The organism is Pseudomonas sp. 22515 (assembly GCF_052044625.1).
In the GTDB taxonomy this organism is placed as follows: Bacteria; Pseudomonadota; Gammaproteobacteria; order Pseudomonadales; family Pseudomonadaceae; genus Aquipseudomonas; species Aquipseudomonas alloputida.
On sequence record NZ_JBQENN010000007.1, the window covers coordinates 150,120 to 166,047 of the forward strand.

12 protein-coding genes and 2 pseudogenes are annotated in these 15,928 nt (G+C 61.1%); 11 read left to right on the forward strand and 3 right to left on the reverse strand.

Annotated elements, in window-relative coordinates; all coding sequences use genetic code 11:
• The 5 genes from dgcA (at position 1) to ACTJJN_RS09330 (ending at position 7,609) form a co-directional block, all read left to right on the forward strand.
• Positions 1-2,061 (forward strand): dimethylglycine demethylation protein DgcA, encoded by a 2,061-nt coding sequence (gene dgcA / locus ACTJJN_RS09310; RefSeq protein WP_003255697.1) that lies wholly within the window; start codon positions 1-3, stop codon positions 2,059-2,061.
• Positions 2,062-2,215: 154 nt separating this feature from the next.
• Positions 2,216-4,168, forward strand: coding sequence for a dimethylglycine demethylation protein DgcB (gene dgcB / locus ACTJJN_RS09315; protein WP_440781211.1), 1,953 nt, complete (start codon positions 2,216-2,218; stop codon positions 4,166-4,168).
• Complete coding sequence (gene etfA, locus ACTJJN_RS09320) at positions 4,168-5,400, forward strand: electron transfer flavoprotein subunit alpha (RefSeq protein WP_014755077.1); 1,233 nt, start codon at positions 4,168-4,170, stop codon at positions 5,398-5,400. The genes dgcB and etfA overlap by 1 nt, the downstream gene beginning before the upstream one ends.
• 10 nt (positions 5,401-5,410) lie before the next feature.
• Positions 5,411-6,181 carry an electron transfer flavoprotein subunit beta gene (gene etfB / locus ACTJJN_RS09325; RefSeq protein WP_003255694.1) on the forward strand — a complete coding sequence of 257 codons (771 nt, stop codon included), beginning with the start codon at positions 5,411-5,413 and terminating at the stop codon, positions 6,179-6,181.
• Positions 6,182-6,781: 600 nt separating this feature from the next.
• The gene (locus tag ACTJJN_RS09330; protein ID WP_011953249.1) at positions 6,782-7,609 is read left to right on the forward strand and encodes an RHS repeat-associated core domain-containing protein; all 828 of its coding nucleotides are present in this window, start codon (positions 6,782-6,784) and stop codon (positions 7,607-7,609) included.
• Between the two features lie 80 nt (positions 7,610-7,689).
• Here the strand turns inward: ACTJJN_RS09330 and gbcA are convergent, their stop codons facing one another.
• A complete protein-coding gene (gbcA, locus tag ACTJJN_RS09335; protein WP_011953250.1) occupies positions 7,690-8,982 on the reverse strand; it encodes a glycine-betaine demethylase subunit GbcA in 1,293 nt (430 codons plus the stop codon).
• A 295-nt stretch (positions 8,983-9,277) separates the two neighbouring features.
• On the opposite strand from gbcA, the gene gbcB reads away from it, so the two are divergent.
• Both gbcB and ACTJJN_RS09345 read left to right on the forward strand, forming a co-directional pair.
• Positions 9,278-10,378 carry a glycine-betaine demethylase subunit GbcB gene (gene gbcB / locus ACTJJN_RS09340; protein WP_017148040.1) on the forward strand — a complete coding sequence of 367 codons (1,101 nt, stop codon included), beginning with the start codon at positions 9,278-9,280 and terminating at the stop codon, positions 10,376-10,378.
• Between the two features lie 117 nt (positions 10,379-10,495).
• Complete coding sequence (locus ACTJJN_RS09345) at positions 10,496-11,194, forward strand: RHS repeat-associated core domain-containing protein (protein ID WP_221100748.1); 699 nt, start codon at positions 10,496-10,498, stop codon at positions 11,192-11,194.
• Between the two features lie 2 nt (positions 11,195-11,196).
• Here the strand turns inward: ACTJJN_RS09345 and ACTJJN_RS09350 are convergent, their stop codons facing one another.
• Together ACTJJN_RS09350 and ACTJJN_RS09355 are read right to left on the reverse strand one after the other, a co-directional pair.
• Complete coding sequence (locus ACTJJN_RS09350) at positions 11,197-12,069, reverse strand: methyl-accepting chemotaxis protein (protein WP_414003953.1); 873 nt, start codon at positions 12,067-12,069, stop codon at positions 11,197-11,199.
• Positions 12,052-12,822: pseudogene (locus ACTJJN_RS09355) on the reverse strand (MCP four helix bundle domain-containing protein); the annotation flags it as partial. The gene ACTJJN_RS09350 and the pseudogene ACTJJN_RS09355, both read right to left, overlap by 18 nt.
• Before the next feature lie 266 nt (positions 12,823-13,088).
• On the opposite strand from ACTJJN_RS09355, the gene ACTJJN_RS09360 reads away from it, so the two are divergent.
• The 4 genes and pseudogenes from ACTJJN_RS09360 to ACTJJN_RS09375 all read left to right on the forward strand — a co-directional run bounded on the left by ACTJJN_RS09360 (position 13,089) and on the right by ACTJJN_RS09375 (position 15,877).
• The gene (locus tag ACTJJN_RS09360) at positions 13,089-13,319 is read left to right on the forward strand and encodes a hypothetical protein (RefSeq protein ID WP_003255686.1); all 231 of its coding nucleotides are present in this window, start codon (positions 13,089-13,091) and stop codon (positions 13,317-13,319) included.
• Positions 13,316-13,618, forward strand: a complete 303-nt coding sequence (locus tag ACTJJN_RS09365) for a cell division protein ZapA (RefSeq protein ID WP_003255684.1) — start codon at positions 13,316-13,318, stop codon at positions 13,616-13,618. The genes ACTJJN_RS09360 and ACTJJN_RS09365 overlap by 4 nt, the downstream gene beginning before the upstream one ends.
• Positions 13,619-13,984: 366 nt before the next feature.
• Positions 13,985-15,013 (forward strand): annotated as a pseudogene (mcpH, locus tag ACTJJN_RS09370) (methyl-accepting chemotaxis protein McpH); the annotation flags it as partial.
• A gap of 135 nt (positions 15,014-15,148) precedes the next feature.
• Complete coding sequence (locus ACTJJN_RS09375) at positions 15,149-15,877, forward strand: methyl-accepting chemotaxis protein (protein WP_407473313.1); 729 nt, start codon at positions 15,149-15,151, stop codon at positions 15,875-15,877.
• The last annotated feature ends 51 nt before the right edge of the window (positions 15,878-15,928 follow it).

Here is a 15,928-nt window from a genome sequence, read left to right on the forward strand (position 1 = left end):
ATGGCATTCGAAGCAATGTTTCAGCCGATCCAGATCGGCAAACTGACCATCCGCAACCGTGTGCTCAGCACCGCGCACGCCGAGGTCTACGCCACTGACGGCGGCATGACGACCGACCGCTATGTGAAGTACTACGAAGAGAAGGCCAAGGGCGGCATCGGCCTGGCCATCTGTGGCGGCTCGTCGGTGGTTGCCATCGACAGCCCGCAGGAATGGTGGGCATCGGTCAACTTGTCGACCGACCGCATCATCCCGCACTTCCAGAACCTTGCCGACGCCATGCACAAGCATGGCGCCAAGATCATGATCCAGATTACCCACATGGGCCGCCGCTCGCGCTGGGACGGCTTCAACTGGCCGACGCTGATGTCGCCATCGGGCATTCGCGAACCTGTGCACCGCGCTACCTGCAAAACCATCGAGGTGGAAGAGATCTGGCGGGTAATCGGCAACTACGCGCAGGCTGCGCGTCGCGCCAAAGAGGGCGGCCTGGACGGCGTGGAATTGTCGGCGGTGCACCAGCACATGATCGACCAGTTCTGGAGCCCACGGGTCAACAAACGTACCGACGAATGGGGCGGTACCTTTGAAGGCCGCATGAAATTCGGCCTGGAAGTACTGAAAGCTGTGCGCGCCGAAGTGGGTGACGACTTCTGCGTGGGCATGCGTATCTGTGGTGACGAGTTCCACCCTGATGGCCTCAGCCACGAGGACATGAAGCAGATCGCTGCCTACTACGACGCCACCGGCATGCTCGACTTCATCGGCGTGGTCGGCTCGGGTTGCGATACCCACAACACCCTGGCCAACGTCATCCCCAACATGAGCTACCCGCCGGAGCCGTTCCTGCACCTGGCAGCCGGTATCAAGGAAGTGGTCAAGGTCCCGGTGCTGCACGCGCAGAACATCAAAGACCCGAACCAGGCCACGCGCATCCTTGAAGGCGGCTACGTGGACATGGTCGGCATGACCCGTGCGCACATGGCCGACCCGCACCTGATCGCCAAGATCAAGATGGGCCAGATCGACCAGATCAAGCAGTGCGTCGGTGCCAACTACTGCATCGACCGCCAGTACCAGGGCCTGGATGTGCTGTGCATCCAGAACGCCGCGACCTCCCGTGAGTACATGGGTGTGCCGCACATCATCGAGAAGACCACCGGCGTCAAACGCAAGGTGGTGGTGGTAGGCGCAGGCCCTGCCGGCATGGAAGCGGCCCGCGTGGCTGCTGAACGCGGCCACGACGTGACCCTGTTCGAGAAGAGGGATCAGATTGGCGGGCAGATCACCATTGCCGCCAAGGCCCCGCAGCGTGACCAGATTGCCGGTATCACCCGCTGGTACCAGCTTGAGCTGGCTCGCCTGAAAGTCGACTTGCGCCTGGGCACTGCCGCTGATGTGGCGGCGATCCAGGACCTGCGCCCGGACGTCATCGTGCTGGCCGTAGGTGGGCACTCGTTCCTGGAGCAGAACGAGCACTGGGGTGCCGCTGAAGGGCTGGTGGTCAGCAGCTGGGATGTGCTCGATGGCAAGGTAGCGCCGGGCAAGAACGTGCTGGTGTACGACACCATCTGCGAATTCACCGGTATGTCGGTCGCCGACTTCATCGCTGACAAGGGCAGCCAGGTCGAGATCGTCACCGACGACATCAAGCCAGGCGTGGCCATGGGGGGGACCACCTTCCCCACCTACTACCGCAGCATGTACCCCAAAGAAGTGATCATGACCGGCGACATGATGCTGGAAAAGGTCTACCGCGAGGGCGACAAGCTGGTGGCGGTACTGGAGAACGAATACACCGGCGCCAAGGAAGAGCGTGTGGTCGATCAAGTCGTGGTTGAAAACGGCGTGCGCCCTGACGAAGAGCTGTACTACGCGCTCAAGGAAGGTTCGCGCAACAAGGGCCAGATAGACGTGGAGGCGCTGTTCGCCATCAAGCCACAGCCGATCCTCAGCCAGCCGGGCGAAGGCTACCTGCTGTATCGCATCGGTGACTGCGTGGCCCAGCGCAACGTGCATGCGGCGATCTACGACGCCTTGCGCCTGTGCAAGGACTTCTGATCGTTAACAGTCGCCGCCATCGGGCGCGATCCCTGTAGGAGCGGGTTTACCCGCGNTGCCTGACCGAACGCATTCGCGGGTAAACCCGCTCCTACATGGGGCCAGTCTCGCCCTCTGGTCGGCGCAAGAATCCAGCTGTTTGTGGGAGCCTCCCATGTTGAACACCCTTCTACCCATCCTGCTGTTCGCTGCCCTTGGCCTGGCAGTGCTCGGTGCCTTTCGCCGGGTGCGCATGTGGCGCCGTGGCCGGCCGTCCAAGGTCAACCTGATCGGCGGCCTGCTGGCCATGCCGCGCCGCTACCTGGTGGACCTGCACCATGTGGTTGAGCGCGACAAATACATGTCCAAGACCCACGTGGCCACTGCGGGCGGCTTTGTGCTGTCTGCTGTGCTGGCCATTCTGGTGCATGGTTTTGGCCTGCAGAGCAAGATCCTCGGCTATGCACTGCTGGTAGCCACGGTGATCATGTTCACCGGTGCCATCTTTGTCTTCAAACGCCGCCTGAACCCGCCCTCTCGTCTGTCCAAGGGCCCGTGGATGCGCCTGCCGAAGAGTTTGCTGGCGTTCGCCGTGAGCTTCTTCATTGCCACCCTGCCGGTCGCCGGTATCCTGCCGGCCAACACCGGTGGCTGGGTGATGGTCGCCATTCTGGGCCTGGGCGTGCTGTGGGGTGTGTCGGAGCTGTTCTTTGGCATGACCTGGGGCGGCCCGATGAAGCACGCCTTCGCCGGTGCCTTGCACCTGGCCTGGCACCGCCGTGCCGATCGCTTCGGCGGCGGCCGCTCCACCGGCCTCAAGCCGTTGGACCTGGAAGACCCGAACGCACCCCTTGGCGTGGAAAAGCCGGTGGACTTCACCTGGAACCAGCTGCTGGGCTTCGATGCCTGCGTGCAGTGCGGTAAATGTGAAGCCATGTGCCCGGCCTTTGCCGCTGGCCAGCCGCTGAACCCGAAAAAACTCATCCAGGACATGGTCATCGGCCTTGCCGGTGGCACTGACGCGCAATTTGCCGGTAGCCCATACCCTGGCAAACCAATCGGCGAACACGGTGGCAATCCACACCAGCCGATCGTCAATGGCCTGGTCGACGCCGAAACGCTGTGGTCCTGCACCACCTGCCGTGCCTGCGTCGAGGAGTGCCCGATGATGATCGAGCACGTCGATGCCATCGTCGACATGCGCCGCCACCTCACCCTGGAAAAGGGCGCAACCCCGAACAAGGGCGCCGAGGTGCTGGACAACCTGATCGCCACCGACAACCCCGGCGGCTTCGCCCCCGGCGGGCGCATGAACTGGGCTGCCGACCTTAATCTGCGGCTGCTGTCTGAAGTGAAAGCGACCGAAGTGTTGTTCTGGGTCGGTGATGGTGCCTTCGACATGCGTAACCAACGCACTTTGCGTTCGTTTGTCAAAGTATTGAAAGCCTCGGGTGTGGACTTCGCCGTACTCGGCCTGGAAGAGCGCGACAGCGGCGACGTGGCGCGTCGTCTGGGCGATGAGGCGACCTTCCAGCAACTGGCCAAGCGCAACATCCAGACCTTGGCCAAGTACAAGTTCCAGCGCATCGTCACCTGCGACCCGCACAGCTTCCATGTGCTGAAGAACGAATACGGCGCCCTGGGTGGTGACTACCAGGTGCAGCACCACAGCACCTACATCGCCGAACTGATCGCGGCCAAGAAGCTCAACCTGGGCCAACACAAGGGCGGCAGCGTCACCTACCACGATCCGTGCTACCTGGGCCGCTACAACGGCGAGTACGAAGCCCCGCGCGAAGTGCTCAAGGCGCTGGGTATCGAGGTGCGCGAGATGCAGCGTTCGGGCTTCCGTTCCCGTTGCTGCGGTGGTGGTGGCGGTGCGCCGATCACTGACATCCCTGGCAAGCAGCGTATTCCCGATATGCGCATGGACGACATTCGTGAGACCGAGGCCGAGCTGGTAGCCGTGGGTTGCCCGCAGTGCACCGCCATGCTTGAAGGCGTGGTCGAGCCGCGCCCACAGATCAAGGACTTGGCCGAACTGGTGGCCGACGTGCTGATCGAGGAGGACGCATCCACTGTCCCAAAGCCGCAAACGGCTAAACGTGAACCTGCGGAGGTGCACTGATGAGCGACATTATCCGCCGCGACCCACGCGCCGAGTGGATCGCCCGTAACCGCCTGCACCCGCTGCATGCCGCGATGCAGACGCAACAGACCAGCTGGATGGGGCCTAACGGCATCATCCGCAAGAACCCACATGCGATTGCCGCGGGCTTTGTCGGCCCGGCCGGCATCAAGCGTATCGACCGCAGCGGCGCCCAGCAGGGCACCGGCGCGGGCGGGCGGCGCACGGCAACAGTCGAGGTCAAGTTGCCACTGCACCAGGTGGCGGCGCCGGCGTTCTACATTGCCGTGGTGCCGGACATGGTTGGCGGCCGCCTGAGCAGCCACGACCGCGACCTGCTTGGCCTGGCCCACAGCCTGGCCGGCAGCGACGGGGCGGTGCTGGCCGTGGTGTTCAACGAGCACAAGGAAAGCAACTTTTCCACAGCCGGTGTCGACCGCCTGCTGGTTATCGAAGGCGAGGCCTTTGAAGGTTATGCACCGGAGCAACTGGTGCAGGGCCTGCGGGCTGTGGATAACCAGTTCGCGCCGCGCCACTGGCTGCTGCCCGACAGCCGCACCGGTGGCGGTGAACTGGGTCGGCGCCTGGGCGCCGCGCTGGGCGAGCGCCCGGCAACGCGGGTATGGCAGATCAAGGACGGCCAGTGCATCGGTCGCGCCGGTGCCGGCCAGCAAGACCTGCAACGCACCGTGCCGCGCCTGATCCTGGCGGCGGCCGAGTGCGCCGAACCGGTCAGCGAAACCCGTCACGAAGCCTTGCCGGTGGAGTTGTCCACAAGCGTGGCGCGAAGCCTGTCGCGCATCGAAGACCTCGGCTCGGTGGCCGTGGACCCTGCCACCATTGCCATGGCTGAGGCCGAGTTCATCGTCTCGGGCGGCAACGGGGTCAAGGACTGGGACCTCTACCACAAGGCCACAGCGGCCCTTGGCGCCACCGAAGGCGCTTCGCGGGTGGCGGTGGATGACGGTTTCATGCCGCGCAACCGCCAGGTGGGGGCTACCGGCACCTGGGTTACCGCGCGTGTCTACGTGGCTGTGGGTATCTCAGGCGCGATCCAGCACCTTCAGGGTATCGGTGCCTGCGACAAGGTGGTGGCGATCAATATGGATCCAGGCTGCGACATGATCAAACGGGCTGACCTGTCGGTGATTGGCGACAGCTCGGCGATTCTCAAGGCGCTGATTGAGGCTGTGGACAACTTCCGCAGCAGCGGCCAGCGCGACGCGGCATAAGGGCACGAGCATGAGTACGAAAGTGATCAGCCTGGTTTCCATTGGTGCCCACCCCAGCTCTGGCCGCGCCCGCCGCGCCGAGCAGGATGCCCGTGCCGTGGAGTTGGGTTTGCAGCTGGCTGGGGATAACTTGCAGGTGGTGCATGCGGGCGATCCACAGGAAGAGGCCTTGCGCGCTTACCTGGGCATGGGCCTGGACCACCTCGACGTGCTGGAGCAACCGGCCGGGGCCGATGTGCTGGGCGTGCTGGGCGATTATCTGCGCGACGCCGGGGCCCAACTGGTGCTGACCGGCAGCCAGGCCGAGACTGGCGAGGGATCGGGCATGTTGCCGTTCCTGCTGGCCGAAAAGCTCGGCTGGCCGCTGATTGTCGGGTTGGCCGAAGTGGAGTCGATCGACAACGGCACCGCGCAGGTGTTGCAGGCTTTGCCGCGTGGTCAGCGGCGTCGCTTGAAGGTGCGTCTGCCATTGCTGGCGACTGTGGATAACGCGGCGCCCAAGCCGCGCCAGAGCGCTTTTGGGCCTGCGCGCCGGGGGGTATTGGCGGCGCGTAACGTGGCCATTGTCGAAGATGAACTGTTGGCCGAAGCCGAGCTGCAACCGGCCCGTCCACGGCCCAAGCGCTTGAAGGTAATCAAGGCCAAGAGTGGCGCCGACCGCATGAAGGCCGCGACGGCCAAGGCCAGTGGCGGTGGTGGCAAGGTGCTGAAGGACGTTTCGCCGCAGGAAGGCGCTGAGGCGATCCTCAAGCTGCTGGTGGAAGAGGGCGTCCTGCGCTGAAGCAGGAGGGCTAGAGGTCTCTTTTTGGGAGCGCCCCGGCAAGGGCGCTCCCCTCATTCAATACTCAGCATCGAGCGAGCGCTTTTGCCCACCAAATCTGTTCGTCAAGGTGTGGATAAAGTGTTGGTGCATGTCCACAGGCCTTGTGCGGCGGGTTCTTCAGGGTTTTGATCAAAAACCGTTCAGGGACTGTGCCAGTCGTCGTAAACGCACAAGCCAGCATCTTCCTGATTTTGCCCACAATCGCTGTTAGCCGGTCTGTGGATAATCTGTTCGGTTACGGCTGCAGGCTGCGTCGTTCAAGGTTTTGATAGATTTGTTCAAAAAATGATCATTTCGTCTGAATCCTGCTTGTTCCTTGAAAAACAGGGCATTGAATCGCTTATCCACAACCCTATTGCACACATTTCATCGTTTGCTCACAAAGTCTGTTGGTCTCTCTGTGGACAAGGTGTATGAACTCCGCTGCAGCCCAGTGAGAATGAGGGCTCCGCCAATATGATCAAATAATGATCAGCGTTCTGCCTGACATTTTTGCTAGTACTCAAAATTTCAATCAGCCATTACCGTGTCCACAACTCCCTGTTTTGTGGATCACTCATGGCGACATTCTTGTTGAGCGCCGATCGGCAACTATCAGTTCTGCATGGGTTAGCCTTCAGCCCGCGGGTTTATTCGCCTTACGGCATCATGAACGCAGCGCCTGTACCAGGGCTTGCATTCTGTGGGCAGTATCAAGACCCCTTGACTGGCAGTTACCCATTGGGAAATGGCCATCGCTTCTATAGCCCAAACCTGATGCGATTCATTACGCACGACAGGCTAAGCCCATTTTCCAGGGGGGGGATCAACAGTTACGTCTATTGCGGCGCTGATCCCGTGAATCGCCATGACCCGAGCGGAGCGGCCTGGAGCATCTTGCTCAGGTCCGTCAGTGTGGTGTCCAGTGCTGCCACTTTGGTCGGTTCTGTGGTGCGTACCGTCAAGAATGTAGTGGGGCGCCGGATTGCTTTCAAGGCCAGGATTACTAACTCAGGAAGGGAAACCCCGGTTGTTCATAATGAGTTACCCCATTTATCTAGGGTATCCAACCAGCAGTTCTTCATAACGGGGAGCGCAGGTCTTGCTGGGCAAGTGATCGCTGCGACCTCTGGTGTGACGCCAGCCTTGCAAACGGCTACGGATGTATTGGGCCTGGTGAACTCAGTGACTAACCTTAGCGGTGGATTGACTGGCAACCTTGCTGCAGCCCGTGAGGTAAGCAGGTACTTTTGGAGATATCCGCGTGAAATCCCTGGCGTGGCACTGGAGACGTTAATGGACGTCACAATGATGGACGAGATGGCCGCTAACGTGGGTAGAGGGTTGACAGCAGTTGCGAACAGGATAAGTTTCTGGAGAACGCCTACCTATGAGGTTCAGGTCTAGCACTGGCCCTCAGTGGCTGTAGGTGGCTTGATGCGCTCCGACCTGAAATCAGTCGGAGCGCTGTAAGCCTAGTTGCGTATTTACTGCGCCTGCACTTCCTTCAGATACGGCGCCGGCTCTGCTCCCAGGTTGTTCAGCATCCGCCCGCTGTACCAGTCAATGAAGTTCACCACACCAAACTCGTAAGTCTTCGAATACGGGCCGGGTTGGTACGCGGTGGAGTTGATCCCACGCTGGTTCTCTTCCGCCAGACGGCGGTCTTGGTCGTTGGTGGCATCCCACACCTTGCGCATGTTCTCGGGGTTGTAGTCCACACCTTCGACGGCATCCTTGTGCACCAGCCACTTGGTGGTGACCATGGTCTCCTGGGCGCTGATCGGCCACACGGTGAACACGATCATGTGGTCGCCCATGCAGTGGTTCCACGAGTGCGGCAGGTGCAGGATGCGCATCGAGCCCAGGTCCGGGTTCTTGATGCGACCCATCAGCTTCTGGCAGGCCTGCTTGCCGTCCATGGTCATCGACACGGTGCCCTTGAGCAGCGGCATGCGCACGATGCGGTTACGCAGGCCGTGGCTCTTGTGCAGGTAAGGGATCTTCTCGGCTTCCCAGGCAGCGGCGGAGGCGGCCACGTGGTCCTTGAATTCCTGGCTGGCACGCGGGTCGTTGGTATCGTCCCATTCCAGCAGGGTTTGCAGCAGTTCCGGGTGCGAACCGGAGCAGTGGTAGCACTCGCGGTTGTTTTCCAGCACCAGTTTCCAGTTGGCCTTTTCCATCAAGGTGGTCTGCACCGCCACCTTGGTGTTCTCCATGTCGTACGGTTCCATGTAGTGCTCGAGCGTGGCCAGGAACTCGTCGATGGCGGGCGGGTTTTCCGCCAGGCTGATGAAGATGTAGCCGCCGGCCACCTTCACGTTCACTGGCTTCAGGCCATATTCCTTCATGTCGAAGTCGGCGCCCATCTCGGTACCGGCGAACAGCAGGCGACCGTCCAGTTCGTAGGTCCACTGGTGGTAGTGGCAGACCAGCTTGGCCACCTTGCCTTTGTCGCTCACGCACAGGCGTGAACCGCGGTGACGGCAGACGTTGTGGAAGGCGTGCACCTTACCTTCGGCACCACGGATAACGATGATCGGGTTCTTGCCGATCTGCAGGGTGATGTAGTTGCCTTTCGCCGGGATCTCGCAGGTCATGCCGGCGATCAGCCATTCTTTGTGGAAGATCTCCTGCATGTCGATTTGGAACAGACGCTCGTCGGTGTAGAAAGGCTGGGGCAGCGAGTAGGTTCGCTCGCGGGTCTGCAGCATCTCGGCGGTGGCCTTGCGTGCAGGTTCCAGTGGATCGCCCAGGCTCAGGGTTGCGGTGACGTCCATCGTGTATTCCTCGGGGCCGTATGCGGCCGGCAAAAGGTGGCTAATCGTTGTTGTGGTGCCGCAAGGCTGCTTGTCAGAAAACAGCATGTTGTTTTGCCGTGGAGTGTGCGTCCGAAGACGCCGCGAACCGTATCCATGGGCGACATGGCCGATTTGAATAACGACGCGCCAGCCCTTGTATCGCGGGGCTGGTCGCGATAAGCACGCCGATGTCGCTGGCAGGAATGTACGTCGCTCTCAGCTTGCGCATTATCCAAGCCATATAAAGCCCGATAGTCGGCCGCTGGAGATGAACATGTCCGATACCTTCCTCAATCCGGTCACTACCCAGACCTGGGCCAACGGCCGCCACATCGTGCGCTGCGTCAAGGTCATCCAGGAGACCTGGGACGTGCGCACCTTCTGCTTCATGGCCGACCAGCCGATCATGTTCTTCTTCAAGCCAGGGCAGTTCGTCACCCTGGAGCTGGAGATCGAAGGCAAGCCGGTGATGCGCTCCTACACCATCTCCAGTTCGCCGTCAGTGCCGTACAGCTTCTCGATCACCGTCAAGCGTGTGCCGGGTGGCCTGGTGTCGAACTTCCTGCACGACACCATGCACGAAGGCGCCGAGCTGCCGGTGCACGGCCCGGTGGGGCTGTTCAACGCCATCGACTTCCCTGCTGGCAAGGTGCTGTACCTGTCGGGCGGCGTCGGTATTACCCCAGTGATGTCGATGGCGCGCTGGTTCTACGACACCAATGCCAACGTCGACATGGTGTTCGTCCACAGCGCCCGTTCGCCGAAAGACATCATCTACCACCGCGAGCTGGAGCAGATGGCGTCGCGCATCCCCAACTTCAGCCTGCACATCATTTGCGAAAAGCATGGCCTGGGCGAGCCGTGGGCGGGTTACCGCGGTTACCTGAACCAGCGGCTGATGGAGTTGATTGCGCCGGACTACATGGAGCGCGTTGTGTTCTGCTGCGGCCCGACGCCGTACATGACGGCGGTCAAGCGCATGCTTGAAGCGGTCGGCTTCGACATGAAGAATTATCACGAGGAGTCGTTCGGCGCGACGCCGGCGGAAGCCAAAGCCGACGCCGTGGAGCACGCCGAGCAGGCGGCCGATGCACCTGAGCTGGACGTTTCCGACCTCAATCTGGTGGAGTTCATCGGCAGCGAGAAGAGCATCCGCGTTGCCCCGGGCGAGACCGTGCATGCTGCGGCAGCCAAAGTTGGCCTGATGATCCCCAAAGCTTGCGGCATGGGCATCTGCGGCACCTGCAAGGTGCTCAAACTGGGCGGCGAAGTAGAAATGGAGCACAACGGCGGCATTACCGAAGAGGATGAAGCCGAGGGCTACATCCTGTCGTGCTGCAGCGTGCCGAAAGGGGATGTGCGGATCGATTACTGATTCCAGATAGCGGGGCCCCGGCAGGTACCTCGCTAACCCCTTTGCGCCCTGTCATTTCTGTCAGTAATCATGAGGGGCCGTTGGCTATAGAATATGCTCTACAAAAAAGGGGGGGGCATGGTGGACGAAGGAATATTGCATCTCCATTTATCCAGCTCATTCTTGCCCAATGCTGGCCGTAGGGTCTGCGCATATAGCCCCTATGGTGTAGTTCATGACAATGGCGCTGCTATGATCGCATTCAATGCTGAACTGCGTGACAGCGCTACCAGTAATTATCTGCTCGGAAAAGGCAGGCGTATGTACAGCCCAGCATTAATGCGATTTCTCAGCGCGGATCGGCTAAGCCCCTTCTCGCGGGGAGGAATCAATGCATACGCTTACTGCCATGGGAATCCTGTCAATCGAGTGGACCCCACTGGCCAATACAGCGTCACCAAGGTAATTGCGAACACTGTATGGCTTGGAAAGCGTGCCAAAGCGTCTATGTCCAATCTTAAGGGGCTCAAGCGGCTAGACGATAGGAACAAATGGGTAAAGAAGGTCGGCGTAGTGATGGTTGCGGCGGGAGTGCCGGGTGCTAACTGGGTCAACGTGGCAAGCTTTGCTGTAAAAATGGGAAGCGCGACAGTTGATGTCGGCTTCTTCTTTGGCCGTAAGGCTGTTGACTATTTTGTCATGCATAAAGTCAGGCCCATGATAGCGGGGATTCTACCGCCCAATGGGCTCTCGCGTGTCAATAGTGCCCCTCCTGTGTCGCAGGTCACGCAAGTTCGGGAGGGGCTCTTATCAAGGCGGCATAGCAGTGCCTTTTAGGCTCAGGTGCGGAACCGCGCCACCAAACTATTAAGGTCCACCGCCAACCGCGACAGCTCTGCACTCGCCGCACTGGTCTGATGGGCACCGGTAGCGCTCTGCACCGACAGGTCATTGATGTTCACTAGGTTGCGGTCCACTTCCCGCGCCACCTGTGCCTGTTCTTCCGCCGCGCTGGCAATCACCAGGTTACGCTCGTTGATCTGCGCTACCGCCCCGGCAATCGTATCCAGCGCCATGCCTGCACCGCGGGCGATGTTCAGCGTCGATTCGGCGCGTTCGGTGCTGGTGCGCATCGACTCAACCGCTTCTTCGGTACCCCCCTGGATGCTGCCGATCATCCGCTCGATTTCACTGGTCGACTGCTGGGTACGATGAGCTAGCGCGCGCACTTCATCGGCGACCACGGCAAAACCACGGCCCGCTTCACCGGCCCGCGCGGCTTCGATGGCTGCGTTGAGCGCCAGCAGGTTGGTCTGGTCGGCCAGGCCACGGATCACGTCCAACACCTTGCCAATGTCGCGCGACTGTTCGGCCAGGTGAGTAATCAGCTTGGCGGTGGCCTGCACATCACCGCTCATGCGCTCGATCGCACCCACGGTTTCCATCACCAGGTCACGACCATCGCCGGTGGAGCGGCTGGCTTCACTGGACGCTTCTGATGTGCTTACGGCATTGCGCGCCACTTCTTCCACTGCGCTGGTCATTTCGGTGACAGCAGTGGCGGCCTGTTCAATCTCATTGTTCTGCTGCTGCAGGCCACGGGCACTTTCGTCGGTGACGGCATTCAACTCTTCGGCCGCCGAGGCCAGCTGGGTGGCGGAGCCGGCGATCTGCTGCAAGGTATCGCGCAACTTGTCCTGCATGCGCGCCATGGCGCGCAACAGCCGGGCGGCTTCGTCGGTGCCCTCTGCGCGGATGAAGTGGGTCAGGTCGCCGTCGGCGACTTGCTCGGCGCATTTGAGTGCTTCTTCGATCGGCTTGACGATACTGCGGGTCAGCAGGAAAGCACAGGCGAAGGTCAGTACGGTGGCGGCAACCAACAGGCCGATCACCAGGGCGAAAGCGCCGGCATACTGGTTGGCGGCTTTTTCGTTGGTGGCGCGAGTCTGGTCAGTGTTGATGCGTACCAAGGTGTCCATGACCTTGTTGATCTGCTCGGAGTTGGCCAGCAGGTCGCGGTTGAGCAGGTCACGCAATTCGTCCAGGCGATCGGCCTGGCTCAGTGTGCGCATGCGCGATTCCAGCTGGCGATACTGGTTGAGCAACTGACCGTACTGGTCGAATGCTGCCTGTTCGTCGGCGGCGACGATCATTGGCAGGTAGGCCTGGCGTGCGCGGTCGATCTGGCTGTTGCGCTGGTCCAGCAGATCGAGGGTATCGCGTTGGGTTGCCGGCTCGCGGTTGAGCAGCAGGCGGTAGGAAAGCGTGCGCATGCGCAGGTTCAGCGCGGTGAGTTCGTCGAGGATCTTGATGCTGGGCACGCTGACTTGCTCGATGGCAACGCCCGCCTGGCGGATGTTGCCCATTTGTACCAGGGAGAAGATACCAAGGCCGAGCATCAGCAGGCCGATGAGCGCGAAGCCGAGAAGCGCGCGCGGGGCGATATTCATGTTGCGTAGGGACATGGAGAGCAGGATCCAGGCAAGTGGGGAAAGAGCGACAAAACATGACTTGCCGGGCTATCGGTCGTGACTGGTTAGTCTTGAATGGGGCCGGGGAAAATTGTGCAACCGCGAACCTTTTCCTGACCGGCGGTTGATCCAGGTCGGAACAAGGGGTCGATTACCCTGTCAATCTGCGGGTCAGACACCTTATGAATCCGATATTTAATGGCGATGGGCCGCACTTTTCTTTATCGTGTGCGCCCCTCGCAACAACCTGAGATAGACCCATGCTGGAAGCTTCCCTGAATCAAATCGAGCAACTGGTCAGCGACCTGATGCAGAAAAACGCTCAACTCATCGAGCAGAACACCGCCCTTGGCCAGGAACTGGCCCAGGCCAAGGAAGAGAACGAAACCCTGCAGCTGTCGCTGATGGAACAGGAAGAGAAGAACGGCGCTACCGCAGCACGCATCCAGGCCCTGGTCGAGCGCGCCAGCGCGGGCGTTGTTGGCGCATGAGACTGCAAGAGCAGCCGATCAATGTCGTGTCGATTCTCGGCATCGACTATTCGATCAAGGCGCCCGAAGGCCAGGAAGAAACCCTGGCCCAGGCGGTACGGATGCTCAACAAAGCCCTTAACGAGACCAAGCGTCAGTACCCGACCTTGATCGGTGACAAACTGCTGGTGCTGGCTGCCCTTAACCTGTGCTCCAAACAGGTTGAACTGCAGAAAGAGCATCAGCAGACCCTTGCGCGAACTCAAGCGCAGATCGACGCCACGGTGGATGCCATCGTGCGGACCATTGCAGAGCAATAAGACCGCACACCTTCCCCTGTAGGAGCGGGTTCACCCGCGAATGCGTCAGTGGCTTCAACACCGCATTCGCGGGTAAACCCGCTCCTACAGGCATCAGCAGACCCTTGCGCGAACTCAAGCGCAGATAGACATCGCTGAGCAATAAGGCCTTACACCGTCCCCCGTAGGAGCGGGTTCACCCGCGAAAGCGTCAGTGGCTTCACACCGCATTCGCGGGTAAACCCGCCTACAGGGTGCATCTGATTGCTTCAGATCACTGGATTAACTGGATACGCAAGTGTATACACTTCCCGCAAAACAATAATGTGCGGGGAGTAGGGCATGCGTATCTGGCGTAAGAGCATCCAGTTGCAATTGATCACCAGCATGGGTGCTGCCTTGCTGGCGAGCATCCTGGTGGTGGTCATTATCTTTACCGTGGCGCTCAACCGCCTCACCGACCGTTACCTGGTCGACACTGCCCTGCCAGCCAGCATCGAAGCCATCCGCAACGACATCGAGCGCATGCTGGGCCAACCGTTGGTCGCTGCCGCGGACATTGCCGGTAACACCCTGCTGCGCGACTGGCTGGCTGCCGGTGAAGATCCTGCGCAGGCGCCCCAATTCATCGAATACCTGACCGCCGCCAAACAGCGCAACCACGCCTTTACTACGCTGTTCGCCTCGACTGAAACCGGCCACTACTACAACGAGAACGGCCTGGACCGCACCCTCAGCCGCAGCAACCCCAAGGACAAGTGGTTTTACGGTTACATCGACAGCGGCGCCGAGCGTTTCATCAACATCGACATCGATGGTGCCACCGGCGAACTGGCTCTGTTCATCGACTATCGCGTGGAAAAGGAAGGCAAGCTGGTGGGTGTGGCCGGCATGGGCTTGCGCATGACCGAATTATCGAAGCTGATCCACGACTTCAGCTTTGGCGAGCACGGCAAGGTGTTCCTGGTGCGCAACGATGGCCTGATCCAGGTGCATCCCGATGCTGCCTTCAGTGGCAAGCGCCAGCTTGCCGAACAGCTTGGCGCGGACTCAGCCAAAGGCGTCATGACCGGAGGCGAGAGCCTGCGTAGCAGCCGCTTCAGCCGTGACGGTGAGCGCTACCTGGCGCTGGGCCTGCCGCTGCGCGACCTCAACTGGACCCTTGTGGCCGAAGTGCCAGAGTCGGAAATTTACGCGCAAATGCATCAGGCCGTCTGGCTGACCAGCCTGATTGGTGGCGCCGTCGCGTTGGTGTCGCTGCTGTTGGTGGTACTGCTGGCGCGTGGCCTGGTGCGGCCGATCCGCCGCGTTACCGCCGCATTGGTTCAGATTGGCGGGGGAGCGGGTGATCTCAGCCATCGGCTGGACGATTCGCGTCAGGATGAGCTGGGTGACCTGGCCCGTGGTTTCAACCGCTTCCTGGACAGCCAGCGCAGCCTGATCGGCGAGGTGTTGAGTACCTCCGAGCGGCTGCGGCGGGCCGTGGAGCAGGTAACCCAGGTGGTGGACAATACCGCTGAGCGCTCCGGGCGCCAGCAGGAGATGACCGAGATGGTCGCCACTGCTGTACACGAGATGGGCCTGACCGTGCAGGACATCGCCCGCAATGCCGGCGATGCGGCCCAGGCGTCGCAGTCGGCACGAGACGAGGCGTTGCAGGCCCGCGAGGTGGTGCAACGATCCATTCGTGGCATCGAGGGCATGTCGGGCGACATCGGCAAGGCGGCCGATGCGGTCAGCCAGCTGGCCGACGAAGTCGCCTCGGTCGATGAAGTGCTCGCGGTAATCCGCAGCATTTCAGAGCAGACCAACCTGCTCGCGTTGAACGCTGCCATCGAGGCCGCGCGGGCAGGGGAGATGGGGCGCGGGTTCGCTGTGGTGGCCGATGAAGTACGTACGCTGGCCCGGCGCACACAGCTGTCCACCGACGAAGTGCAGCAGATGATCCAGCGCCTGAAGCTGGGTGCAGGTTCGGCGGTGAGTTCAATGCAGGCAGGGCAGCAGGCGACCGGCAGTGGCGTGGAATCGAGCCAGCGCACCGGGGCATCGCTGAGCGCGATTACCGACCAGGTAGAGCACATCAGTGACATGAACCACCAGGTGGCCACGGCTACCGAGGAGCAGTCGGCGGTGACCGAGGAAATCAACCGGACGGTGCAGGGGATTTCCGATTTGGCGCGTGAGACGGCGGCGGAGGTGCAGGGGTGTCGGGAAGAATGCCAGGCATTGCGTGGTCTGGCCGATGACCTGGCGCGCCAGATGGGTGGGTTCAGGCTTTAGATTGCCGGGGCCGCCTTGCGGCCCTTTCGCGACACAAGGCCGCTCCCACAG

Coding starts and splice junctions, on each gene's coding strand:
- dgcA (WP_003255697.1), top strand. CDS start 1: ATGGCATTCGAAGCAATGTTTCAGCCGATCCAGATCGGCAAACTGACC.
- dgcB (WP_440781211.1), top strand. CDS start 2,216: ATGTTGAACACCCTTCTACCCATCCTGCTGTTCGCTGCCCTTGGCCTG.
- etfA (WP_014755077.1), top strand. CDS start 4,168: ATGAGCGACATTATCCGCCGCGACCCACGCGCCGAGTGGATCGCCCGT.
- etfB (WP_003255694.1), top strand. CDS start 5,411: ATGAGTACGAAAGTGATCAGCCTGGTTTCCATTGGTGCCCACCCCAGC.
- ACTJJN_RS09330 (WP_011953249.1), top strand. CDS start 6,782: ATGGCGACATTCTTGTTGAGCGCCGATCGGCAACTATCAGTTCTGCAT.
- gbcA (WP_011953250.1), bottom strand. CDS start 8,982: ATGGACGTCACCGCAACCCTGAGCCTGGGCGATCCACTGGAACCTGCA.
- gbcB (WP_017148040.1), top strand. CDS start 9,278: ATGTCCGATACCTTCCTCAATCCGGTCACTACCCAGACCTGGGCCAAC.
- ACTJJN_RS09345 (WP_221100748.1), top strand. CDS start 10,496: ATGGTGGACGAAGGAATATTGCATCTCCATTTATCCAGCTCATTCTTG.
- ACTJJN_RS09350 (WP_414003953.1), bottom strand. CDS start 12,069: ATGGCGCGCATGCAGGACAAGTTGCGCGATACCTTGCAGCAGATCGCC.
- ACTJJN_RS09360 (WP_003255686.1), top strand. CDS start 13,089: ATGCTGGAAGCTTCCCTGAATCAAATCGAGCAACTGGTCAGCGACCTG.
- ACTJJN_RS09365 (WP_003255684.1), top strand. CDS start 13,316: ATGAGACTGCAAGAGCAGCCGATCAATGTCGTGTCGATTCTCGGCATC.
- ACTJJN_RS09375 (WP_407473313.1), top strand. CDS start 15,149: ATGGTCGCCACTGCTGTACACGAGATGGGCCTGACCGTGCAGGACATC.